Annotated in this window: 19 protein-coding genes and 3 tRNA genes; 12 read left to right on the forward strand and 10 right to left on the reverse strand. The window is 48.3% G+C overall.

Annotated elements, in window-relative coordinates; all coding sequences use genetic code 11:
* Positions 1–19: 19 nt before the first annotated feature.
* The 5 genes from EJN92_RS16700 to EJN92_RS16720 all read right to left on the reverse strand — a co-directional run bounded on the left by EJN92_RS16700 (position 20) and on the right by EJN92_RS16720 (position 3,015).
* A complete protein-coding gene (locus EJN92_RS16700) occupies positions 20–835 on the reverse strand; it encodes a spermine/spermidine synthase domain-containing protein (protein ID WP_126128853.1) in 816 nt (271 codons plus the stop codon).
* A gap of 72 nt (positions 836–907) precedes the next feature.
* Entirely contained in the window at positions 908–1,429 is a 522-nt protein-coding gene (locus EJN92_RS16705; protein ID WP_227869588.1) for a DNA-deoxyinosine glycosylase, read from the reverse strand.
* 81 nt (positions 1,430–1,510) lie between these two features.
* Positions 1,511–1,586 (reverse strand) — tRNA-Asn (locus tag EJN92_RS16710).
* A 76-nt stretch (positions 1,587–1,662) separates the two neighbouring features.
* A tRNA-Asn gene (locus EJN92_RS16715) sits at positions 1,663–1,738 on the reverse strand.
* Between the two features lie 62 nt (positions 1,739–1,800).
* A complete protein-coding gene (locus EJN92_RS16720; RefSeq protein ID WP_126128854.1) occupies positions 1,801–3,015 on the reverse strand; it encodes an amino acid aminotransferase in 1,215 nt (404 codons plus the stop codon).
* A gap of 112 nt (positions 3,016–3,127) precedes the next feature.
* Between EJN92_RS16720 and uvrB the strand changes: the two genes are divergently transcribed.
* Positions 3,128–5,224: an excinuclease ABC subunit UvrB gene (gene uvrB / locus EJN92_RS16725; protein WP_126128855.1), complete on the forward strand. Its 2,097-nt coding sequence runs from the start codon at positions 3,128–3,130 to the stop codon at positions 5,222–5,224.
* A 116-nt stretch (positions 5,225–5,340) separates the two neighbouring features.
* Here uvrB and EJN92_RS16730 read toward each other — a convergent pair whose 3' ends face one another.
* Positions 5,341–6,264 (reverse strand): cation diffusion facilitator family transporter, encoded by a 924-nt coding sequence (locus EJN92_RS16730; RefSeq protein ID WP_126128856.1) that lies wholly within the window; start codon positions 6,262–6,264, stop codon positions 5,341–5,343.
* Between the two features lie 212 nt (positions 6,265–6,476).
* Between EJN92_RS16730 and EJN92_RS16735 the strand changes: the two genes are divergently transcribed.
* The 11 genes from EJN92_RS16735 to lnt all read left to right on the forward strand — a co-directional run bounded on the left by EJN92_RS16735 (position 6,477) and on the right by lnt (position 17,214).
* Positions 6,477–6,553: transfer RNA gene (locus EJN92_RS16735), tRNA-Val, on the forward strand.
* Between the two features lie 243 nt (positions 6,554–6,796).
* The gene (gene thrS / locus EJN92_RS16740; RefSeq protein ID WP_126128857.1) at positions 6,797–8,704 is read left to right on the forward strand and encodes a threonine--tRNA ligase; all 1,908 of its coding nucleotides are present in this window, start codon (positions 6,797–6,799) and stop codon (positions 8,702–8,704) included.
* A gap of 57 nt (positions 8,705–8,761) precedes the next feature.
* Entirely contained in the window at positions 8,762–9,283 is a 522-nt protein-coding gene (infC, locus tag EJN92_RS16745; RefSeq protein WP_126128858.1) for a translation initiation factor IF-3, read from the forward strand.
* Between the two features lie 175 nt (positions 9,284–9,458).
* Positions 9,459–9,656, forward strand: coding sequence for a 50S ribosomal protein L35 (gene rpmI / locus EJN92_RS16750; RefSeq protein ID WP_126128859.1), 198 nt, complete (start codon positions 9,459–9,461; stop codon positions 9,654–9,656).
* 28 nt (positions 9,657–9,684) lie between these two features.
* A complete protein-coding gene (gene rplT / locus EJN92_RS16755; RefSeq protein WP_126128860.1) occupies positions 9,685–10,044 on the forward strand; it encodes a 50S ribosomal protein L20 in 360 nt (119 codons plus the stop codon).
* A 138-nt stretch (positions 10,045–10,182) separates the two neighbouring features.
* On the forward strand, positions 10,183–11,199 hold the full coding sequence (gene pheS / locus EJN92_RS16760; RefSeq protein WP_126128861.1) for a phenylalanine--tRNA ligase subunit alpha: 1,017 nt from the start codon (positions 10,183–10,185) through the stop codon (positions 11,197–11,199).
* Positions 11,200–11,280: 81 nt separating this feature from the next.
* Positions 11,281–13,707, forward strand: coding sequence for a phenylalanine--tRNA ligase subunit beta (gene pheT / locus EJN92_RS16765; protein WP_126128862.1), 2,427 nt, complete (start codon positions 11,281–11,283; stop codon positions 13,705–13,707).
* A gap of 143 nt (positions 13,708–13,850) precedes the next feature.
* Positions 13,851–14,204: an integration host factor subunit alpha gene (locus EJN92_RS16770; protein ID WP_456119782.1), complete on the forward strand. Its 354-nt coding sequence runs from the start codon at positions 13,851–13,853 to the stop codon at positions 14,202–14,204.
* Positions 14,205–14,212: 8 nt separating this feature from the next.
* Entirely contained in the window at positions 14,213–14,581 is a 369-nt protein-coding gene (locus tag EJN92_RS16775; RefSeq protein ID WP_126128864.1) for a MerR family transcriptional regulator, read from the forward strand.
* Positions 14,582–14,739: 158 nt separating this feature from the next.
* Complete coding sequence (locus EJN92_RS16780; protein WP_126128865.1) at positions 14,740–15,621, forward strand: HlyC/CorC family transporter; 882 nt, start codon at positions 14,740–14,742, stop codon at positions 15,619–15,621.
* A gap of 72 nt (positions 15,622–15,693) precedes the next feature.
* Positions 15,694–17,214: an apolipoprotein N-acyltransferase gene (gene lnt, locus EJN92_RS16785; protein ID WP_126128866.1), complete on the forward strand. Its 1,521-nt coding sequence runs from the start codon at positions 15,694–15,696 to the stop codon at positions 17,212–17,214.
* A 54-nt stretch (positions 17,215–17,268) separates the two neighbouring features.
* Here the strand turns inward: lnt and EJN92_RS16790 are convergent, their stop codons facing one another.
* The 4 genes from EJN92_RS16790 to EJN92_RS16805 all read right to left on the reverse strand — a co-directional run bounded on the left by EJN92_RS16790 (position 17,269) and on the right by EJN92_RS16805 (position 24,866).
* Complete coding sequence (locus EJN92_RS16790; protein WP_126128867.1) at positions 17,269–17,643, reverse strand: hypothetical protein; 375 nt, start codon at positions 17,641–17,643, stop codon at positions 17,269–17,271.
* 188 nt (positions 17,644–17,831) lie between these two features.
* Positions 17,832–22,196, reverse strand: coding sequence for a PAS domain S-box protein (locus tag EJN92_RS22095; RefSeq protein WP_126128868.1), 4,365 nt, complete (start codon positions 22,194–22,196; stop codon positions 17,832–17,834).
* A 13-nt stretch (positions 22,197–22,209) separates the two neighbouring features.
* Positions 22,210–23,379, reverse strand: coding sequence for an ABC transporter substrate-binding protein (locus EJN92_RS16800; RefSeq protein WP_126128869.1), 1,170 nt, complete (start codon positions 23,377–23,379; stop codon positions 22,210–22,212).
* Between the two features lie 470 nt (positions 23,380–23,849).
* The gene (locus EJN92_RS16805; protein WP_126128870.1) at positions 23,850–24,866 is read right to left on the reverse strand and encodes a Stealth CR1 domain-containing protein; all 1,017 of its coding nucleotides are present in this window, start codon (positions 24,864–24,866) and stop codon (positions 23,850–23,852) included.
* Positions 24,867–25,093: the final 227 nt, after the last annotated feature.

Genomic DNA, 25,093 nt, shown 5'->3' on the forward strand with positions numbered 1-25,093 from the left:
TGCTTGCTGCGACTGGGCATTAGCCTGGCTCGTTAGCGCTCTTTAATCCATCTACCCATGATTTTGCCGGTAGCTTAGTGCTTTCTTTGATGGCTTTTGCGCGTTCGAATAAACTGGGGAAATCCAGCTTGACTCTGGCTTTGAAGGCGATCGCCACCACATTACCATCGTGTACTTTAGGCAGGCAAAAAACGCTGCCAAAGACAAAACGCATGGCCTTGATGTTTTTGGCGAAACTAGGATGATCGCCAAATAGATTGACAGTCAAGATGCCGTCGTCATTGAGGCAATCGGCGCAAGCCTGATAGAACTCGGCGCTGTCGAGCACCGGACCGCGCGCGGTGGCGTCGTACAGGTCAACTTGTATGGAGTCGAATTTGTCGTGATTGTCTGGATTTTCGACAAATGCCTGCGCATCCATTTCTATGACATTCAGACGTTCATCATTGGCTGGCAACTTAAACATGCTTTCGCAGATCATGATCACCGCCGGATTGAGGTCAACTGCCGTGACATGCGCCTGTTCAAACTGGCGGTAGCAAAATTTGGTCATGGCGCCGGTGCCTAATCCCAATTGCAGGAGCTGTTTAGGCTCAGTGATAAACAACATCCATGCCATCATCTGTTGCGCGTATTCGAGTTCCAGCCAGTCAGGTTTACGCAGACGCATTGCGCCTTGTACCCATTCCGTACCAAAATGCAGGAAGCGCACGCCATCTAGTTCAGACAGAGTGATGGGGGCAAATTTAATTTTGCGATTTTTAGTGATTGCCGCCGCTTTGGGGCCAGACCGGAAATTACCCTCGGCCTCTATGGATTTTCGTTTGATAAGCATAGCGTCATTTTAACCAGCATCAGGCCCGACTAAAAGAGAATTAAGCAGGATTACAGTATTTACTTAGTTGCCTTAGTTGGCGGGGTTTTCAAGGATACGTTTCCAGTGTTGCAGTTTGTCTTCAAAGCGCATCTGGGCATAGGCGGGAGACGAGGAGGGTAGTTGTAGCGTGGTGTAGGCCATTTGCTCAAACTCGGTACGCATTTTGCCCGCCGTGTTGCCATTAAAGCAGAGTTTTCTGAGTTGAGGGTAGGCCAGTTGTAGGGCGCGAAAATCATTTGGCTGGCCTTGCCTGATAGCTGAGTCTAGGCTGCCTTGGCGCTGGCAGGCACCAAATACATCCCATAAACCTATGCCGTGAGTCAGCAGGCTTTGCAGGCGCTCCTGGTAAGTTAGATCGACTAGATTTTCCGCTAGTACGCCAGACATCAGGCGCCAGAACTGATTTTGTTTAAATGCGTAATACTGCTGGGCGCGCAATGAAGCCTCGCCCGGGAAACTGCCCAGTAGCAAGGTATGCGTTGCTAAGTTGATGACGGCAGGGAAGCCCTGCAATGGCATTACTTGGGTGAGTTGATGCTCTAGCTGAGCCATGCGCTTATCCTTTGCCGCTTTTCGTCAAACTGTATTAGCGGAAAACAAAAAAGCCTCGCATTTCTGCAAGGCTTTTTATTTTGGCTCCCCGACCTGGACTCGAACCAGGGACCTGCGGATTAACAGTCCGTCGCTCTACCAACTGAGCTATCAGGGAATAGAAGAAATACACCTCTTCGTTAAACTATTTTCCAGTGATTTTGTTGCAAGTTCACTGGCTACTTCAAATTCTGTGGCTCCCCGACCTGGACTCGAACCAGGGACCTGCGGATTAACAGTCCGTCGCTCTACCAACTGAGCTATCAGGGAACAGAGACAAAGATTATATGCGTCCTTGCCCGTCTTGTCAAAAGCTTTTTGGTTTTACCCGCTTACAGAACCGCTGTAATCGCGTCAATCACGACATCGATATTGCGCTTGTTCAAGGCTGCGACACAGATACGGCCAGTGTCCACGGCATAAATAGAGTTGTTATCGCGCAGCTTTTCAACTTGTTCTTTTGTGAGGCCGGAGTAAGAGAACATGCCGCGTTGCTGGGTTACGAAATCAAAATTATGCGCAGGCGCTTTTTCTTTGAGTTTGCTGACGAAGGCCGCGCGCATCTCGCGTATTCGTATGCGCATGCCAGCCAATTCTTCTTCCCATAATTGGCGTAGTTCTGGTGTGGACAGCACGGTAGCCACTACCTGGCCACCGTGGATAGGTGGATTTGAGTAGTTAGTGCGGATCACGCGTTTGAGTTGCGACATGATGCGGGCTGCTTCTTCTGCGCTGGAGGCTGCAATGCTGAGCGCACCGACACGCTCGCCATACAGGGAGAACGATTTTGAGAATGAGTTGGAAACGAATAGCGCGCCTCCCGCTTCGGCAAAGCGACGGACTACTTTACCATCGGCTTCGATACCGTCGCCAAAACCCTGGTAGGCCATATCGAGGAAAGGCACCAGACCACGCGTCGTCACGACTGCTATGACTTGCGTCCATTGATCGTCAGTCAGATCGGCACCTGTAGGATTGTGGCAGCAGGCGTGCAATAAAACGATGGAGCCGGCTGGCATGGTATTCAAGGCATTGAGCATGCCGCTAAAATTCACACCACGTGTCGACGCATCATAGTAAGGGTAGTTGTTGACCGTGAAACCGGCCGATTCAAACAGGGCGCGGTGATTTTCCCAGCTAGGGTCGCTGATCCACACTTGCGCATCTGGTGCGAAGCGCTTCAAAAAGTCCGCGCCCAGTTTTAATGCTCCAGTACCGCCGATGGCTTGTGCAGTAATTGCACGCTTCTCTTGTACTACGGCGCTATCGGCACCAAATACCAGTTCTTGTACCGCTTTGTCGTAAGCGGCTAAGCCTTCGATAGGCAGATAGGTACGCGGAGCAAATTTTTCCATCAGGATGGCTTCGGCCTTCTTGACGCATTCCAGTAAAGGTACTTTGCCGTTGTCGTCATAATAAACGCCAACGCCCAGGTTGACTTTGGCAGGATTCTGGTCGGCATTAAAGCCTTCCGTAATGCCAAGAATAGGGTCGCGAGGTGCCATGGTGATGGCGGAAAACAGGGGGGGGGTAGCGGGAGTGGTCATCGTGATAAACTGAAAAATTGTCTGCAAATTGCTAGGCAAGCCACAAACTTATGGTTGGAAGAAGAGTCAAAAGCTTTTTTCAGTCTACTATTTTAACAAAGGTAAGCGGTAAATGGCTGATTTAACACAGATATCGGGTGCGGCAGATGAGCCGAAGTTCGTTACTTTCCCGGATTCACCTTATCAATTATGTCAATTATTTCCCCCTGCAGGAGATCAGCCGGCGGCGATTGCGCAACTGGTTGAGGGGATTAATGACGGCTTATTTTTCCAGACTTTGCTGGGTGTGACGGGCTCTGGTAAAACCTATACGATGGCCAATGTAATCGCCCGTACCGGTCGACCGGCAATCATTTTCGCTCCAAATAAGACTTTGGCGGCGCAGTTATATAGTGAATTTCGTGAGTTTTTTCCGCGCAACGCAGTCGAGTATTTCGTCAGTTACTACGATTACTACCAGCCGGAAGCGTATGTGCCGCAGCGTGATTTGTTCATTGAGAAAGACTCTGCGATCAATGAGCATATCGAGCAAATGCGTCTGTCTTGTACAAAATCACTGATGGAGCGACGTGATGTGATCATCGTGGCGACGGTATCGGCGATTTACGGTATTGGTAATCCCAAGGAGTATCACAAGATGATACTGACCTTGCGCGCCAAGGATAAGGTCAGTCAGCGTGATTTGATCGCACGCTTGATACAGATGCAATACACGCGCAATGAAATTGATTTTAGCCGCGGTACTTTCCGTGTACGTGGCGATACCATCGATATTTTCCCGGCCGAACATGCTGAACTGGCACTACGGGTGGAGATGTTTGATGATGAGATCGAAAACTTGCAGCTGTTTGATCCGCTCACCGGGCGGGTTAAGCAAAAAATCCCCCGCTTTACGGTTTATCCAAGCTCACATTATGTGACTCCGCGTGAGACGGTATTGCGGGCAGTGGAGACTATCAAAATAGAGTTGCGTGAACGACTGGAGTTTTTCAGGCGCGAGAATAAGTTAATCGAAGAGCAGCGCATAGAGCAGCGCACCCGTTTCGATCTGGAAATGATGGCGGAGATTGGCTTTACTAAGGGCATAGAAAACTATTCGCGTCATTTGAGTGGTGCTTTGCCGGGTGAGCCGCCGCCAACCCTGGTCGATTATTTGCCGGCCGACGCCTTGATGTTTCTCGATGAGTCGCATGTCTTGACTGGGCAATTGAATGCCATGTACAACGGCGACCGCTCGCGCAAAACCAATTTGGTGGATTACGGCTTTCGCCTGCCGTCGGCGCTGGATAATCGTCCGCTTAAGTTTGAAGAGTTCGAGAGCAAGATGCGTCAGACTGTGTTTGTCTCGGCCACTCCGGCTGAATATGAACGAACTCACGCCGATCAGGTAGTCGAGCAGGTGGTCAGGCCGACCGGCCTGGTGGATCCGCGCATCGAGGTGCGGCCAGCGTTGACGCAGGTGGATGATCTGATGCAGGAAATTACTGCTAGAGTGAAGTTGCATGAGCGGGTCTTGGTGACTACCTTGACCAAGCGCATGTCGGAGCAGCTCACAGAATTTTTAAGTGATAACGGCATTAAAGTGCGCTATCTGCATAGTGATATCGATACCGTAGAGCGGGTAGAAATTTTGCGCGATTTACGCCTCGGCACCTTCGACGTGCTGGTCGGGATTAATCTGTTGCGTGAGGGTTTGGATATTCCAGAGGTCTCGTTAGTGGCGATCCTTGATGCCGATAAAGAGGGGTTTTTACGCTCCGAGCGCAGCCTGATTCAAACCATAGGCCGGGCTGCGCGTAATCTCAACGGAACCGCGATTTTATATGCCGACCGGATTACCGATTCCATGCGACGTGCCATCGACGAAACCGAGCGAAGGCGGAATAAACAGATCGCGTTTAATCTGGAAAACAATATCACGCCTACCGGTATCAAGAAAAAGATCAAGGACATTATTGATGGTGTCTACAATCCGCAAGAGGCGCGCGAAGAATTAGCGGTAGCGCAAGAGCAGGCTAAGTACGAAATGATGAGTGAGAAGCAAATCAGTCGCGAAATTAAGAAGTTGGAAAAACTGATGATGGATCACGCCAAGAATCTGGAGTTTGAAAAGGCGGGTATGGTCAGGGATCAACTTGCGCATCTGAAGCAGCAGTTGTTTGGTGCGGATGGTAAGGATAATCTGGCGGCACTGAGTGCAAGGCTTTAATGGTGAAGCCTATTTATTAAAGCGCGTAATATACATGCGCCTTCTGGCTTGAAATGGTCCGGAAAGGCGCATGGATACTGTGTATGCGTTTTTAGAGGTTCTCTTTTTACGTCGAATTAATTTTCGCCGCCAACTTCTGGCTGTAGCGTGATGTGATCAATATTATGGGTCACGAGTAGCATAGATTTCACGCTTTCCATGATGCGCGGCCATGCGCTGATGTCGTTGATTTCCAGATGCCCGATCAAGGCAGGATGGCCGGGCGACATCTCCCATATGTGTAAATCATGTACCGACAGTACGCCTGGTATGGCCTCGAGATCCTCGCCAATTTTGACATAGTCTATATGTTGTGGAACGCCTTCCATCAAGAAATGATAGGAGTCTGCCAGCACCCCAAAGGTGGACTTTAAAATCAATAATGAGACGAAGATAGACAGGATGGGGTCGACTTGCATCCAACCACTGAAGTAAATCACTGCGCCGGAAATGATCGCGGCAAGTGAACCGAGTAGGTCGCCCATCACATGGATTAGGGCGGCTTTGGTGTTGAGGCTATCTTTATCGTGTGAAAGTACCCAGGCTACTACGATGTTGATCGCCAGACCTATGCTGGCGACTAGCATGACGGTGCCACCTTGTACCGCCTGTGGGTGCGCTAAGCGCTGTACGGCTTCGTAAGAGATCCAGGCAATCACACCCAGCATAATTATGCCGTTGACGAAAGCGGCCAAAGCTTCCGCGCGACCGAAGCCAAAAGAGTTTTTTGCTGTGGGTGGTCGCTTTGCGATGGTCTGTGCCAGCAGGGCTAAGCCCAATGCGGCGGCGTCGGTCACCATGTGGCCGGCATCTGAAATCAGCGCCAGAGAATTTGACCAAAATCCAAAAACGACTTCAACTACGGCAAAGCCCAGTGTCAGTATGAGTGCCCAAGCGAGTATGCTTTGACTACGATTCTCAAAATAGTGCTGATGCACGGCATCACCTTGGCCGTGGGCGTGCAGGTGAGTGCTTTTTTCGGCTTGTGTTTTTGTTGGCATGAGGGCGTTTCTTTAAAATTGGTGGCTTTGCAAATTGCGATGGATGGGAGTGTAAATGATAGCTGCGAAGTTTGTGGAATACTCTGGGCGTTTCTGGCCTAAATAGCGGGGCGCAGGAAGACGTATTCTAAATGCTGAAAAATCAGACGGAAACAAAAAAATTAGAAACGACTTTACTATCTGGGCTTGGTTTGCTATAGTGTTGGCTCTTCGGGCGGTTAGTTCAGCTGGTTAGAATACTTGGTCGACATCCAAGGGGTCGCAGATTCGAATTCTGCACCGCCCACCAGAATTTAGGCAGTACCTTAGTTATATAAGAGCGAGAAAGGCATCATGGTTATGACACCGCGAACTACGATCACATTCCTTTGTGAGCGACGCTAGTCGAGGTGTTTTTTCGTTTGTTGGTATTGTGAAAAACGCGGCTAGCCCGCGTTTTTTTTCGTCCGCGTTTTTTGTATTTGTTTAGATTTAATCACTCACCGATACACCATTACATAATTCGGCAATCCTTGCCGGCATGGAGATTAAGATGATTTCAGTAAGATTGCCCGATGGTTCTCAACGTCAGTTTGATGAGCCTGTGACGGTGGCGCAGGTTGCCGCTAGTATTGGTGCTGGTTTGGCGAAAGCTGCTTTAGCTGGAAAAGTTGATGGTAAATTGGTTGATACCTCGTACCTTATCGCGGCGGATGCCGATTTGGCGATTATCACTGAAAAAGATGCGGATGGCCTGGAGGTTATACGCCACTCCACTGCACATTTGTTAGCGCATGCGGTGAAAGAGCTGTTCCCTGAGGCGCAAGTGACGATAGGGCCAGTCATCGAGAATGGGTTTTTCTATGACTTCTCGTATAAACGTCCGTTTACCCCTGAAGATTTGGTCATCATCGAAAAGAAAATGACCGAGTTGGCGAAAAAAGATGAGCAAGTTACCCGCAAGGTCTTGCCGCGCGATGAGGCGGTTGCCTATTTTAAATCGATAGGTGAAGCGTATAAGGCTGAGATTATTGAATCCATACCTGCGGATCAGGATGTCTCTTTATATACCGAGGGATCATTTACTGACTTGTGCCGCGGTCCGCATGTGCCATCGACTGGCAAACTAAAAGTCTTCAAGTTAATGAAGTTGGCTGGTGCCTACTGGCGCGGCGACTCCAAGAATGAAATGCTGCAACGCATTTACGGCACTGCGTTTGCGAAAAAAGAAGAGCAAGAAAATTATTTGCATATGCTGGAAGAGGCGGAGAAGCGCGATCACCGTAAATTAGGTAAAGCCTTGGACCTGTTTCATATGCAGGAGGAGGCGCCTGGTTTGGTGTTTTGGCACCCAAAAGGCTGGACTATCTGGCAGCAGGTTGAGCAATACATGCGTAAGGTGTATCAGGCTGGCGGTTATCAGGAAGTGAAAACGCCGCAGATTCTGGATCGTAGTTTGTGGGAAAAGACCGGGCATTGGGGTAATTACCGCGAAAATATGTTTGTGACCGAGTCAGAAACCCGCGTCTACGCGCTGAAGCCGATGAATTGCCCTGGTCACGTGCAGATTTTTAATACCGGTTTGCGCAGTTACCGCGAATTGCCTTTGCGCTTCGGTGAATTCGGCCAATGCCACCGCAATGAGACCTCGGGAGCCTTGCATGGCATCATGCGGGTGCGCGGCTTTACCCAGGATGATGGACATATATTCTGTACGGATGAGCAAATTGCTGATGAGGTAACTTCCTTTCATCTTCAGGCAATGAAGGTTTATGCCGATTTTGGTTTTGAAAATATTGCGATTAAGCTTGCCTTGCGTCCGGATAACCGGATTGGCTCTGATGAGGTTTGGGATAAGTCTGAGGATGCCTTGCGTTCGTCTTTGCGTCTATGCGGCGTGGCTTGGGAAGAGTTGCCGGGCGAGGGTGCGTTTTATGGTCCGAAGATTGAATATCATCTGAAAGATAGTCTGGGTCGTCAGTGGCAGGTCGGCACTATGCAGGTAGACTGGAATACTGCCGAGCGTCTTGATGGTACCTATATCGGCGAAGATAGCAGCAGAAAAACTCCAGTCATGTTGCATAGGGCTATCGTCGGCTCCATGGAGCGTTTCATAGGTATTTTGATAGAAAATTATGCGGGAGCCCTGCCTTTATGGTTGGCGCCAGTGCAAATTGCGGTCTTGAATATCTCGGAATCTCAGGCTGAATACACAGCACTTGTTGCAGAAAACCTGAGAAAACAAGGGTTTAGAGTGCACATAGATTTGCGTAATGAGAAAATAACCTATAAAATACGCGAGCATTCAATACAAAAACTCCCTTATATCCTAGTTATTGGCGATAAGGAAAGAGATGCAAACACAGTGGCTGTGCGTACGCGTGGCAATCTAGATTTGGGTGTAATGACCCACGAAGCCTTGTTGGAACGTCTGAATAACGACGTGGCAAACAAAGTTTAATCAGATAAGTCAGCGAAATAGCACGGCCAATTTATTTATTTTTCGAAGGAAACTGCAATAGCTACCGACAAGTCACATCGCATCAACGGTGAAATTACAGCGCTAGAAGTGCGCTTATCTGGCGTTGAGAACGAGCCTTTGGGCATCGTTAAACTGAGTGAAGCTCTTCGTCTATCAGAAGAATCGAATGTCGATTTGGTGGAGATCGCGCCGACTGCGCAGCCGCCTGTCTGTCGTTTGATGGATTACGGTAAGTTTAAATACCAAGAGCAAAAAAAGGCGCATGAAGCCAAGTTGAAGCAAAAAGTTATTCTGGTGAAGGAAGTGAAATTCCGTCCCGGCACTGATGATGGCGATTACAACATTAAGTTGCGTAATCTCACCAAATTCCTGGATGACGGCGATAAGACTAAAATTACCCTGCGTTTCCGTGGACGTGAAATGGCCCATCAAGATATCGGTATGCGTATGCTAGAACGTTTGAAGGCTGATCTTGAGCCTTACGGTCAGGTAGAGCAATTTCCTAAGATGGAGGGTCGTCAGATGGTGATGATTCTCTCTCCTAAGAAGAAGAAATAATTCAGAAGTAAATTCAGAATTTGAGAAAACTTCGTTGTAAAAAATAAAGTTTTCTTAATGGGTGATGAACTAGATTTCACACCCTCACTAAGTGAGAAGTAGGCATCCAAGTGCATCGTCATTGTTGCCACCTACCATCATATAAAATTGGAGCTGTCGTTAAGACAGATGTGCTATGCCAAAAATGAAAACAAAGAGCTCTGCTAAGAAGCGCTTTCGTGTACGTCCAGGTGGAACGATCAAATGTGGTCACGCTTTCAAGCGTCACATTTTGACAAAAAAGACCACTAAAAATAAACGCCAATTGCGCGGTATCACGAACGTTAATGCAGCTGACACAGTATCCGTCATGCGCATGATGCCAAACGCTTAACCTCATACTCATCTATTAAGGAGTTATTATGCCTAGAGTAAAACGTGGGGTTACAGCTCGTGCCCGTCATAAGAAAGTTCTCGACTTAGCCAAAGGCTATCGTGGTCGTCGCAGTAAAGTATACCGTATTGCCAAGCAAGCAGTTATGCGCGCTGGTCAATATGCATACCGTGACCGTCGTAACAAAAAGCGTGTATTCCGCGCATTGTGGATTACCCGTATCAATGCAGCGTCACGTCAGCATGGCCTGACATACAGCGTATTCATGAATGGTCTGAAAAAAGCTTCTATCGAACTCGATCGTAAGGTCTTGGCTGATATGGCTGTGATGGACAAACCAGCATTTACTGCGATTGTAAATCAAGTCAAAGCTACACTGGCTGCTTAAGCACGTGTTAGTTACGGATTCGCAAGTTGCGAATCCGTAAGATGAGCGGGGCAGAGGTTGATTCCTGTGCCCCGTTTTGTTTTTGGTATGTCATTTCTAGCTTCCCGTAATCCCTTACCCTTCAATGGGAAAAATCGCATGAATCCCTTAGATCATCTCGTAATTCAAGCGCGAGCAGACTTTTCTGCTGCCCAAGACGCCGCCGCTTTGGAAAATGCCAAAGCACTTTACCTTGGGAAAACTGGACAAATTACCGAGCAAATGAAGCTCCTGGGTAAGCTTGCTCCAGATGAACGTAAAGCACAGGGAGCGATCATCAATGTCGTTAAAGAGCAAATTGAAAATGCTCTCAACGAATGCCGCGATGCTTTGGCAAATGCCCAAATGCAGACGCGACTCAATGCCGAAGCGATCGATGTTAGTTTGCCTGGACGTGGACGTGGCATGGGCGGCGTGCATCCGGTAATGCGTACTTGGCAGCGGGTGGAAGAGATTTTCCGATCTATCGGTTTTGCAGTGGCGGATGGCCCTGAAATCGAAAATGACTGGACCAATTTTACTGCTTTGAACAGCCCGGAGAATCATCCCGCTCGTTCCATGCAAGATACTTTTTATATAGAGGGCAATGATAGCTTCGGTAAGCCTTTGCTATTGCGTACCCATACCAGCCCTATGCAGGTACGTTATGCGCGTATGCATCAACCTCCAATCAAGGTAATCGCACCCGGACGCACTTATCGCGTCGATAGCGATGCCACGCACTCACCAATGTTTCATCAGGTTGAGGGCTTATGGATAGATGAAAATATTAGCTTCGCTGATTTGAAGGGCGTTTACCTTAATTTCGTAAAAGCTTTTTTTGAAACAGATGATTTGCAAGTGCGCTTCCGTCCGTCCTACTTTCCCTTCACGGAACCATCCGCCGAGATCGATATCGCTTTCGGCAGCGGTCCGCTAAAAGGCCGCTGGTTGGAGGTGTCAGGCTCTGGGCAAGTACATCCTTCAGTGATAAAAAATATGGGGCTAGACCCTGAAAAATATATAGGCTTTGCTTTTGGATCCGGCTTAGAGCGGCTCGCTATGTTGCGTTACGGGATCAGCGATTTACGTCTGTTCTACGAAGGTGATTTGCGTTTCTTGAAGCAATTTAACTAAAAATTTTTAATAGTGCGGAGATGCTTTGCTTCTCCCTCCAACGCTTACCTCGTACCTTAAGTACTTACTCACGGCTGAATTATGCAATTCTCTGAAAACTGGCTACGCACCATGGTTGATCCGAAGATGACTTCGGATGAATTGGCACATCTTTTAACGATGTCTGGATTGGAAGTTGAGGAGGTCGAAGAAGTTGCGCCTCCCTTTAATAATGTGGTGGTCGCAGAAATTCGCGAAATAGTGAAACACCCCGATGCCGACCGACTCAATGTTTGCCAGGTTGATGTCGGCACCGGCACTTTGTTGAACATCGTTTGCGGAGCTCCGAATGTACGGGTCGGCATGAAGGTTCCTTGTGCCATGGCGGGCGCTATTTTGCCGCCGGGTGCAGATGGCAAACCATTTGAGATTAAGGTCGGAAAACTGCGTGGTGTTGAATCGCAAGGTATGTTGTGCTCGGCGCGTGAGCTGAAATTGTCGGAAGAAAATGCCGGACTGATGGATCTTCCCGAAGATGCTCAGGTGGGGCAAAATTTCCGAGATTACTATCAGTTAAATGACCTTAAGTTCACGATTAAACTTACTCCGAATAAGGCTGATTGCCTGTCTGTTCTAGGCGTGGCGCGTGAAGTGTCGGCCCTAACAGGGACGCCGATGACGTTGCCGGAAGCGCACATCGTTGCCGTCAGCTTGCAAGATAAATTGCCTGTGAAAATATCTGCACCTGACTTGTGCGGCCGCTTTAGCGGACGCATTATTCGCGGAGTCAATGCGAAAGCCCCGACTCCGGACTGGATGAAACGGCGCTTGGAGCGTAGTGGCCAGCGTCCAATCTCTGCATTGGTCGATATCTCCAATTATGTGATGTTGGAAATGGGCCGTCCTAGCCATGTTTTTGATCTGGACAAAATACATGGAGGACTGGAAGTGCGCTGGGGTAAAAGCGGTGAGTCTTTGAAGCTGCTCAATGGAAATGCGGTTGCCGTTGATGAGTGGATAGGCGTGATTTCGGATGATAAGGAAATCGAATCACTGGCTGGTATCATGGGCGGCGACTCGACTGCGGTGAGCCTTGATACTCAGAATATTTATTTGGAAGCCGCTTTCTGGTGGCCGCAAGCAATACAAGGGCGCGCACGACGTTTGAATTTCTCAACTGATGCCGCGCATCGCTTCGAACGCGGGGTTGATTTCGCGACTACGGTAGAGCATTTGGAACGTATCACTAGCCTTATCGTGGAAATCTGTGGCGGTGCTGCACATGTAAAAGTCGGGCCTATCGATGATCACATCGTGAATTTGCCATTACGCCCTGCTGTAAATATGAGAACGGCACGCGCGGTTAAAGTCATCGGGGTTGCTCTGAGCGACAGCCAAATTGCAGACATCTTTACTCGGTTGGGGCTGCAATTTACTCAAGAACCAGGGCTGTTCTCGGTGACTCCGCCATCTTATCGCTTCGATATAGAAATTGAAGAAGATTTGATCGAGGAGGTAGTGCGTGTGTATGGCTTTGAAAATATCCCATCTTTGCCGCCAGTCGCCGCGAATGCAATGCTGATTGAGCCGGAAAATCGTCGTTCTTTATTTACACTGCGTAGACAAATTGCTGATCTTGATTACCAAGAAGTGATTAATTACAGCTTCGTGGAAGAGTCTTGGGAAAAAGATTTTTGTGCAAATGAAGCGCCAATAAAACTACAGAACCCTATTTCCAGTCAGATGTGTGTCATGCGCACGAGTTTGATTGGAAGTTTGGTGGCTAATGCTCGATATAATTTAAATCGTAAAATTGGACGCGTAAGAATTTTTGAAATTGCTGCCGTTTATTTGAAAAACGCAAATATCCCAGACGGTCCTTTGACTGTTGCCGGATACGATCAGCCGAAGCGACTCGCGTCTTTATCGTATGGTCCTTATGCTGAAGAGCAATGGGGCCAGCCTAGTCGTAACGTCGATTTCTTCGATGTCAAAGCCGACTTAGAGGCACTGTTTGCGCCGAAAATACTGAGGTTCGTGAAGACTCCGCACGTCGCCTTGCATCCAGGTCGTTCCGCTCAGATTGAATGCGATGGACAAATCGTTGGTCTGATAGGTGAGTTACATCCTCGCTTACAGCAAAAATATGATTTACCTTTAGCACCCGTGGTATTTGAAGTTGATGTTGCATCTTTGCAGAATGTAGTAGTTCCGGTTTATCAGGAAACGTCTAAGTTTCAAGCTGTTAGTCGCGATCTTGCATTGGTGGTGAAACAGACCGTCGCCGCGCAGGAATTGCAGGATATATTTGCTGCGGAGTTGCTGCAAAACGAGGTGTGCAAAATTGTGCAAGCTATTGTTTTGTTTGATGAATATCGTGGCAAGGGCTTGGAGTCGGATGAAAAAAGTCTTGCTTTCCGTTTTAGCTTACAAGATACTCAGAGTACGCTTCAGGATGATAAAATTGATGCCGCCATGGCCGCGCTGATACTTGCCGCCAATAATAAAATAGGCGCCAGATTGCGTTAATCAATCAAAAGTCAGCATGCAATGATCTGCACCCACATCTGTAGGTCATTGCCTTAATTATTTTAGCTAGCAGGAATAAAACAATGAATGATGTGACTTCCGCTGAACTTCAGTCGGTGCTGGATGCAGATTTAAATCGAGCAATGCGTGAAGCGAAAGTGCGCTCGCAGGCCGAGAAAGAATTGCCAACGCTGACTAAGGCAGAGTTGGCTGAGCTCCTTTTTGAGCAAGTTGGCTTAAATAAACGTGAAGCCAAAGATATGGTGGAAACGTTTTTTTGCGAAATACGCGATGCACTAGAACGTGGTGAGGCCGTAAAATTATCCGGCTTCGGAAATTTTCAGTTGCGCGACAAGACACAGCGTCCGGGCCGCAATCCGAAAACCGGCGAAGAGATTGCCATTACGGCACGTCGGGTGGTGACCTTCCATGCCAGTCAAAAATTAAAAGGTATGGTTGATGATGTTAGTAGTCGTCCTATCTCACAATCTGCCTGACTTTCCGTATGAGCGAACTCAATCTAGACACTGCGGCCTTGCCACCGATACCGGCAAAGCGCTACTTCACTATCGGAGAAGTAAGCGATTTGTGCGGCGTTAAGCCGCATGTTTTGCGTTACTGGGAGCAGGAATTCACTCAACTAAAGCCGGTAAAACGACGCGGTAACCGACGTTACTATCAACATCATGAGGTCTTGTTGATACGACGTATCCGCGAACTTTTGTATGCGCAAGGTTTTACCATCAATGGCGCAAGAAATAAATTAAGCATGCCAAATAGCAACGCGCCGGCGGATCTTAGCGTTAAAGAACATGTGAGTTTAATTCAGATTAAAGAAGAGCTAATGTCTATCTTGTCGTTATTGAAGCCTTAACCGCCAGCGTTTCCTGATTTACTCAAAACAAGTCAGTGCAAACTGCATCGTTTTCTAGATTGCATGTTCTAGTAAACGTTTTAAAAGCAGTAAATTCCAGATATAAAAAGCTAATTTGTTGTATCCTATAGCATTGAAACAACGGCGTTAAGCCTATTATGCAAGAGCACTCTCCTAAGGTCAGTACATCTGACCTTAAACCACACAGGTCATTGTTTGAACGACTGACCGCCTTTATTTCTCCCGAACCTGAGAACCGCGCTGAATTGCTGGAAGTCCTGCATGACGCGCAAGAACGTAATCTGATCGATGCCGACGCTTTGGCAATGATAGAGGGCGTATTTCAGGTGTCTGACTTATCCGCCCGTGACATCATGATCCCGCGTTCGCAAATGGATGTGATCGATATTTCCAAGCCTATCTCTGAATGGATGCCGGAAGTATTGAGCACTGCGCATTCGCGTTTTCCTGCGGTCGATGGTGATAGAGATAAAGTCATCGGTATTTTATTGGCGAAAGATTTGCTACGCTATTATGCTGAAGACAGTTTTGATGTACGCGATATGTTGCGTACCGTGATCTATATTCCCGAATCTAAGCGTTTGAATATTTTGCTACGCGATTTTCGCGCCAACCGTAATCATATGGCGATGGTAGTCGATGAGTACGGCGGTATCGCTGGTTTGATTACGATAGAAGATGTCTTGGAGCAGATCGTTGGCGACATCGAAGACGAGTACGACTTCGATGAGGAAGAAGATAATATTCTTGCGCTAGACAATAATGGTAACGGCAAACGATGGCGCATCAAGGGTCTGACCGAGATTGACCAATTCAATCAAGTGCTGGCTACCGATTTAGCCGATGAAGATGTCGATACTATCGGTGGTTTAGTGAGCAATTTTCTGCAACGTGTACCGCATAAAGGCGATGCATTTGATATCGGTCAACTGCATTTTGAAGTCTTGCGTGCGGACGCAAGACAGGTGCAAATGTTGTTGGTTGAGAAGCGCAGTCTCGCTTATTCGTCCGAAGTCTAGGTCGGTCGTCTAGTGAATTTTCTTGTTCAGCTAAGGCCAAATTTCTCGCGTTTTATTGGCTGGCGTTCCGCTATGCTGATGGCATTCTTGGCCGGATGCCTTAAGGTTCTTTCTTTCGCGCCTTTTAAGCTCTGGCCACTGGAGTGCCTGAGCCTGGCCCTGCTTTTCTATTTAGCCTTGCGACGCAGTGAAGATACTTCGCTGCGGATAGCCTTATTGGGTTGGAGTTACGGCTTTGGTGCCATGTTTTGCGGCATCAGTTGGCTGCTTATCCTGATGACGCGATATAACGATTTGCCGGTTTGGCTGTCGCTCATAGGTTTGGCTTTACTGGCTAGTTACCTTGCAATTTTTGCTGCACTGGGGATGTTCCTTGCTAGCTATCTGCAGAGGCGCTGGAAGCTCACTATTGTACTCGCTGCGATATTGGTTTTTCCTGCTACATGGGCAATCAGCGAGTGGCTGCGTGGCTGGGTCTTGTCGGGCTTTCCTTGGCTCGCTTCCGGCTATGCGCATACCTCAAGCCCGCTGGCGGGTTATGCGGCTGTTTTAGGCGTGTATGGAGTCGGCTGGATCAGCGCCATGCTGGCTGCCGCATTGGCTTTGGTCGCGTTGCAGCCCAAAATATGGAAGAAAATGTTTGCACTGATCCTACTCTTGCTGCTTGCTGGTGCTGGCATGCTCCAGTATGTATGGACTCAGCCGCAGGGCCAGACTATCAGTGTACGTTTACTGCAAGGTAATGTTGATCAAAACCTGAAATTTGACATGCAGCATGTCAACGAATCGTTGCGCCTATATCACGATATGATCGTCGCAGCGCCTGCTGATTTGATCGCGACGCCAGAAACGGCATTGCCTCTGCCGTCATCACAACTACCTATTGACTACCTACCTAGTTTGCAGGCATTTACACAAGTCAGTCATAGTGGTTTGTTACTAGGTTTAGTGACGCATGATGGTCCGAATCAATATTCAAATAGCGTGCTCGGGTTTGGTAGTGAATATCAGGCACAGGCATTTCGCTACGACAAACATCATCTGGTTCCTTTTGGCGAGTTTATTCCTTTTGGATTTCGCTGGTTTATCAATATGATGAAAATTCCTTTCGGCGAATTATCTACCAGAGCTGAGTTGCCGCAAGCGATGCAAATTAAAGATCAATATGTGTTACCGAACATCTGTTATGAAAGCTTGTTCGGTGAAGAAATTGCTCAACAATTACGCATGCAGTTAGTCGATAAAAAACCTGTCGCCAGCATCTTGCTGAACCTGTCGAACCTGGCTTGGTATGGTGACAGCATCGCGATACCGCAGCATTTGCAAATATCTCAGATGCGCAGCTTAGAGACTGGGCGACCTATGCTGCAAGCGACCAATACGGGGGCTACTGCGGTAATCAATGCAAAGGGGACGATTGTTGCTCAAATCGCCTCGCAGTCTAAAACCACCTTGAGTGCTCAAGTGCAGGGTATGGGAGGGATTACACCCTATATTTCATATGGAAACACCAGCATCCTTGGTCTCGCTTCATTCTCCATCTTGCTGGCATTTCTATTGCGTGATCGCGCTACATCAGATCGAAAAAACTAAATCAATAGAGTCGATTGGCTTGCCAACGGCTAAAGGTGGCAAGCACGGAAAATTCTATTTTTGTTTGGTCGTATTTGTATCGATATCAAGCAGGCATTCACGGCCGCGTTCACTGATCTCGTTTAAACCGGAATCTGGATTGACGGTGATATGGCCTTTTTTTCCGAGAAAACTAGCCACTGTGGCAGATATTACGACGCTAGGGTCATTGGCGATGGCGCGTAGGCCGTCTATACATTGTTTGATAAACAGAATTTGCTTGCCAGTATCGGTCAACTCCAAACCACCGTCTTTACGATGAGTCAGCAGTTTGATGCCAGTTAAACGCTTGGTGTTTCTTGCTACGCAAGCGCTCGGCCGGGCATTTCTTGGCAGTTTGCTGACTTGTTCCAATGCGTCGTATTCGTCTATGCTTAATTTATGGTTCATTACTGCTTTCAAAAATGGTAGGTATCTGTATTGAGGTTTTTTCGGTGTCCAATCAATATTGGAAGTAAGGCTCGCAGCGAAGAATTTGACCGGAATATAACATAGGTAGGACGCTGACGAGTGGCTTGGCTTTCCCCTTATGCATACTTATCGCAAATTTTGCTGATTCTGCTCTGAATAAAAGGGGACTATATCGATAAGCTAGTTTGGGTTTCCATAAGGTTTTCAAAATCAGCCAGTGGTAAGGGGCGACTGAATAAATATCCCTGATAGGCGTGACAACCTTGGTTCGCCAGATAACTTCTTTGTTCCTCTGTTTCCACACCTTCGGCGATCACCGTCAAACCTAAACTTTCAGATAGAGCAATAATCATTTTTGCAATTGCAGCGTCATTTGAGTCAAATAAAATATCTCTGACGAAAGTTTGATCTATTTTTAATTGGTCTAAGGGTAATTGCTTTAGATAAGCGAGGGAAGAATAACCGGTTCCAAAATCGTCTAAAGAAAAGCCTACGCCAATCTGCTTTAATAGACGCATTTTTACGATAAGTTCCTCGACATTTTTTATCAGTAAATTCTCAGTCAGTTCAAGCTTGAGCAAGCCAGGATTTGCACCACTACGCTGTAAGGCGCCTTGTACTATAGCGACGAAATCAGCTTGATGAAATTGCTTTGGACTCACATTGACGGCAATCGTCAATTGCGCCATGTTTGCTTGCATATTCCAGCGTGCTAATTGCTCGCAAGCCATATCTAGCGCCCATGTCCCCAAATTCAAAATTAAACCAGTTTGTTCGGCCAAGGGGATGAAATCGGCGGGAGCAACGATGCCGCGTAAGGGATGCTGCCAACGCATTAAGGCTTCCACTCCGCTAATGCTGCCATCGCTAGTGACCTGAGCTTGATAGTAAAGAAGGAATTGATTTTTTAGTATAGCTTCACGCAAGTCGGTTTCCAGCGAGGCGCGGGTGGCGACCGCAGACTGCATCTGAGGGTCGAAAAAACGTAGGGTGTTGCGACCGGATGCTTTGGCTTCATACATGGCAAGGTCGGCCCGCTTGAGCGGCTCGTCTATGCTCTCAGCGCGCTCGCCAAATAAAGTAATCCCTATACTCGGGGTGCTGCGGTGCTCGCAATTACCGAGATAATAAATCTGATTGAGTGCGTACAAAATTTTCTCGCCTACCGCTTCTGCTTGGCTTGCCGCATCCAAAGCACTTTCACTTAAATTCTCCAGCATGACAACAAACTCATCACCACCCAAACGTGCCACGGTGTCGCCCTCGCGTGTGCAATCCGCTAAACGGCTAGCCACCTGTTTGAGTAAAAGATCGCCCTTGTCATGCCCCATGGTGTCGTTAAGCGTCTTGAAATTATCCAGATCAACAAATAGTAAGGCTCCCTTGCGTTGATGTCGTGTGCCTGCCGCCAAGGCTTGCTCTAGTCTGTCGAGTAAGAGCCTGCGGTTCGGTAGGGCAGTGAGCGGATCATAAAACGCCAGATTTTTTATTTCATTCTCTGCGATTTTGCGGGTGGTGATGTCGATAAAACTTCCCACATAATGGGTGGTAATACCGGCGCTATCTTTGACACCTGAGATGGTCAGCCATTCAGGAAATAGCTCGCCGCTCTTACGGCGATTCCAAATTTCCCCTTGCCAGGTTCCAGTACGCAGCATGCTGTCCGACATCGCTTCATAAAAAGCGTCATCATGTACGCCTGATTTGAGCAAGCGCGGAGTTTTCCCAACGATTTCGTCTGCCGGGTAGCCGGTAATCTCAGTAAATGCCCGATTAATGCGCAGGATAGTCCGCTCTGCATCCGTGACAAACATGCCTTCTTGGGATTCAAATGCGGTGGCTGCGATGCGCAAAGCCTGCTCATTTTTTTTGCGCTCACTGATATCATTCCATGCAACATAGACCGCCTCAGCACCATCGAAGATGATAGACGTTCCTTGCGCCTCGACGTCGATCGCTTGGCCATCTAACTGTAAAAACTTCATTTCCATCATGTTCGCTACTGTATGATTTTCCTTGATGTTTTTGATTCTAGAAAGCACGATATGATGGAAGTCAGGATGAATGATGTCCAAAATAGGCCTGCCGACCAACTCTTCGGCGCGGGTTGCGCCTAGCATTTTGATGGCAGCTGGATTCACATAAATCAGGCGCCCATCTCTATGCACATTAATGCCTTCCGGTGACCATTCAACCAGTACGCGATGCCGTTCCTCACTCTCTTGCAGTGCGGCTAAAGTACGTTTTCGCTTGGTAATGTCATGAATGAAGGTGTGGAAGGCGAGTTTGCCATCGTAAGTGATGGAGGTACTTTGCACTTCTGCGATCAAAGGCGTACCGTCCAGTTTTAACAATACTTCCTCCGTCATTGCTGTGCTGCTGCCATGCTTGGAGATGCTTTGAGCGCGCACATAAGCCATTTCATGAAAGTCGGGGTGCAGTAGATCGAGCACAGATCTGCTTAGCAACGCCTGTTCGCTATCAGCACCGAATAAGTGAATTGCCGCCGGATTCGCGTATTTTAGTTTGTTATCACTATGTATGATAATCGCTTCGGGTGTCCATTCCACCAGCGCACGATGGCGCTCTTCGCTCTCTTGCAAAGCACTCTCTATACGCTTACGTTCAGTAATATCACGTGACAGCACAATAAAGCTTGGCTCTTCGTTCTCGATGCGGGTTTTTCGCGCGACCGAGAGTTCGAACCATTTTTCACCGTGTTGTAAATTTAATGCAATTTGCTTTCCAGTTGAAAAGCCGATTTCATGCGCTTGCTGTAGCGCCGCCATGACGGTTGATGCAGCAGGTTCGGGAAGTACTTCGCTGATTAAATGTCCGATTAAGTCTTGTGGCGGTGCTGCCAATAAATCGACGCGTGGCGAATGATAGGATTGATAGCGACCGTCAAGTCCAAGCTCGAACAGCAAATCGGGAATTGCGTCTAGCGTCGCTTGTAGTTTGGCCTCGCTCCTTTGTTGTGCCTGTTGGATGCGTTTGCGTTCACTGATGTCACGAATTGTTCCTTGTATGATGAGGTGTCCATTGACTTCCATGCGACTGAGTAAAACCTCGGCGATGAAGCTCTTCTTGCTGTCCAGGCGCAGATGTAAGCATTCAAACACGATCATGCCCTCTGACATCGCCTGCGCCACTCTTTGATTTGCTAGGCTGATCGAGTCTGTTCCGTCGGTCTGTTTGGCAGGCGAAAGATCGGAGATGTGTCTGGCTATAATTTCGTTGCGGTGGTGTGCGCCGAATAGCCTTAAGGCCGCGGGGTTGCAATCGATGATCGCGCCGTTTTCCAATAAGATTACGGCGTCGGCGGTGGCGTCAAAGAAGATCAGATTACGTTTTTCGGATTTTTGTAGTTCCGCAGTACCCGCGGCAATGCGATCGGCCAGCGTGCTGTGGTCGCGTTGTATGCTGTCTGCCATGCTATTAAAGGCGTCAGATAGAGTGAGTAATTCACGGCTATCACTGGCTTGGCTGATCGCCCTGGCGTTTAGATCCCCTACGCCAAGTTGCTTGGCAGTGTCGGATAAGAGTAGCAATGGTCGCGTTAGTCTATGCGCCACCCAGCGTATCAATAGCAAGGACAGTAAAGTGAGGAGTAGTGCGCTGATGGCAAGCGCATTGAGGTTCTCTTTTAATGCCCCGAGCGCAGCTTCCTTGCTGGCATAGTGGACTAAGGTCCAGACTTGCGAACCGTTTAATTGCAAGCTGCGATAGACTTCCACCAGATCTTTATCGCTGCCATCTTTGCCGGTCAAGGTACCTTCAAAACCTGCAGCTATTTGTGGGTTAAAGACGAATTTTTCTGGCCCCGTATAGGCGGGAAAGCGCGCCAGCAGTTTGCGATCTGGATCAAATAATAAACTGGTCTCTTGATTTGCGTAGTCCTTGCTTTCTTCCCGAAAACTTTCACCTATGAAATTTTGTAAATCAAGAAACGCAATCAGCAGTCCTACCAATTTGCCGTTATGCTCACCATTATTGTCTTCCAGTCGGACCTGCCGGACTATACCTATCGCTGGTTTATTCTCGGGTCCGAGTAATTGTTCCACCATCTCGGATGCACCGATTTGCGCGGCGCGTTTGATCAAAGAAAGATCGTAAAACTGCCGACCGATATCGATAGCCTTGTCGCTGGCGCGTATGGTTCCACTCTCAGGATCGACTAAAAGTAAATGATTATAATGATCAGGGTGGGCTCTTTCTATGCGGTCAACCAAACGTTCGAAATTATTTTGCAGATTACTATCTTGAGTTTCGAGTTGGCTCGCGAGTGAGCGACTTTCAGAGACGACTAAGATACTTCCTCTGCGTTCTCTGAGACTGTTGGAGATCCAGGCTCTTTGTAAGTCTGCCTTTACTTCCAGGATGTGGATAGCTTCAGTTAAGCGTTGATTGCGTGCGCCTACCCAGGCGATTTGAGGAAGTCCAAAATACCAGAGCATTAATAATAGCCAGATCGCGGCTAAAAATAAGATACCAAAATATCCCGCAATTCTGCTTGAAAAAGAAGTATTCATCAGCGTGTCGCGCTTACTCGCGGTAATCGTAGCGATTAACTTGAAACTTCTTTCGATCACTCATCACCGTGATGAGACCATCATAATTGAAGGCCTCCGCTAAATTCTGTTGGTTTGCCGATTTTGGAATTTTTCCTAAATTGGCTAAGAATAGAAATTCGGCATTGAGAGGCGGTGCGCTAGGATTTTTTAGTATGCTCGGTGCGGAAGGAATGTCGAGAATCTCACGTCTGGTAATACCGCTGATTTGTGCCACGCTCAGACTCGTGGATTTGCCAGAAAAAGCCTGCGCATCGGCCATCGCCCATGTTGCGGCCATCTCAAGATGTTGTTGCGAACGGCGCATCCATTCGATAGCGCGTAATAATCCTGCCACCAAATGTAAAGCAGCCTGGGGCGATTGTTTTACAAATTCTTTTCCTATGACAAAATAATCGCTACTGATGCCACGAAAAGCAATATGGTTTTTTTCGCTCTGGCTTAAAGCCAGGGTGGGGCCTGGTTCCCAAGCAGCAAAGGCATCGATCTCGCCGCGCGCTAAGGCTTCTGGCATGGCGTCCACAGTTAAGGGACGCAGACTCACTTGAGTCTCGCTGATACCTGCCGAGGCCAGTCCCTGCAGCAAGGTATGGTGTGCACTTGATGCCTCCACATAGGCGATCCGTTTGCCGACCAGGTCACGTACTTGGCTGCTGTCTTTGGCGACGATAGCGGTAAAGCTTTGCTTTACTAATCCGACTATCCAGACCTGTCCACTGGCAGCGCTCAGTATGGTGGGCATGTCACCCAATATGCCCGCTTCTAGGCGACTATTCGCAAACAGCGTCAGCATGTCGGCACCGCGCATGAAGGGATAGGTCTTCAAACTCTGTTGACTCTGTTCTAAGGCTTTTTTTAGAATTTGATCACGGCGCATCAGTGCACTGATCACACCGGCAGGGTAGCCTAGAGGTTGTATTCCAAGATCGATTCTGGTCGAGTCACTACTGCTGGCGTAGTTTGCAAAATACTCTTCGGCGGCGAGTGCCGTGGGCGGGCTTAGCGCAAGTATGCTGGCGGCTGCCAGTAGCGCAAATTTCTGAGCCAGCAGAGCGGGAATGAGGATGCGAGAAAGCAGGCGTTTGGCATAGTTGGACACAGCGCGGTCGGCGTCATTGAGCAAGAACATGAATGGCAAAGTCATTGTGATCCCCAGGTGATCTTACAGATGCTCGTCCAGCACTGCCTTTTAGGCGGGTTCAATCTAGGTATAAACTTGCTCGCTTAAGCCAAATACCTGAGGTCTGACAGGATAGAAACAAACGGCAACATGCTTTATTATCGAAGATGCAAAGTAATTTTTATCTTCGGTGCTTTACGCCAGCCTATTTCATCATTTGGACTTACGCAAAATTGTCCCAGCTAGGCGTGCCGCCGAAGACAGTACTTTAGTACGGCAAGGCGAGTGCAACGACGATGGGGCGGTTTTGCGTAAATCCTAATCTTAACAGATACCTAAATAGTCTAATCTAAACTAACTTAAATAGGGAATCTATGTATAAGAAAATATTATTGAAATGGCACATTATTTCAAGCGCGGCATGCAGCTCGCAGCATTTTTCAGGATTTTGCAGTCTTTTTACGTACAAATACTGCACTGGCTGTGGAATAAACCTAGTCGCGGTGGCGCTCAAAAGAAGAGGGCGTGGGTAGTAATTTCGCCAAAGTATGTGAGATTTTCCGCAATTGTGGGGCATCATCCAAGGCATCGTCACTGGTGTCGTTAATGCAAAAGAAGGGAATGCGACCAAACTCATCGACCAGAGTCTGGAATTGTTGTTCTGCATCGCAAGCACCGCTGCTGATATACAAAGGCTCTAAATTTTGCTCGGCCGCACGTCCAGTGTGCAGCATCCAGCGTGGCACCAGGTCGGGCATTAAGGGCGGCACCTGCCATGAGCGAAACACGGTTTGCCGGACTTGTTGAAACAGCTCAGGCGCGGCCAATTCCAACTCGTGCAATACGCTCTTCAGCATAGGTCGGGGCGAGTGCGCAAAAATTCTTTGTGCATGCAAATAGTGCGGATAGCGCTGTGATAACCAATGTTTAGATAGGACCGAGGCGTTGACCAGTGCGCTCTCATGCGCCTGCAATTGATCGTAATCGGGCACCCTGGTTTTTTCAGTAAACACCGCCAAGCCTTCGGAACCAAACCAAAGCTCAGGGTCGACCTCGGCACCGAAAAAGACATCGTCATTGAGGTAGATAAAGCGTTCAGCCAGCCCCGGGATATGGTGCAGATACGATTCGATATGACCGGAATCAAACACCGGTAAAGCTGCCGCCGGTATTAATTCGGCATGGTCGATCAGGCTCAGACGCGGATGCGTCTCCAGCCAAGCCGGGATCTGGCCATCGGTCACCAGATAGATGTGACCATGCTCAGGGTAAAATTTTTCTAGCGCGCGTAAATTAAAACGTAATTCATCATTGTCGCGATAACGTCCGGCGACATCACCGTGCACTGCCAAGTCTCTAGGCTGCGCGGCGCCGGAACGCTGCAGTGCCTGCTGGCGCTTATCCCGCCACACCGGATCAGCACCATTCACCCACAGATAGACGATATCGATAGGCTCTTGCTGTTCGGGGAGCGCCAAGTTCTGGCAGGTGGGCGGTAGACGGGAATTCAATTGATGTTGTGGAAGATAATTTACTCGGTGCGCAGCGTATGCCGCTGCGAACGGCAAGCTCAAGAGCCGCAATTTACCATGTTTTGGTAAATCCTATCGAGCGCTGACTATTTGCCGCAGCTAGCTTCAAAATAAAACTATGCATAGCCTGGCGCGCATATTCCATGCGGCTCTCCAGCCTGCCTGGCCTGCAGCCCGCATAGAATATGCGCCTGCGGGTAGCTGGT

It is taken from the genome of Undibacterium parvum, from assembly GCF_003955735.1.
GTDB lineage: Bacteria > Pseudomonadota > Gammaproteobacteria > Burkholderiales > Burkholderiaceae_D > Undibacterium > Undibacterium parvum.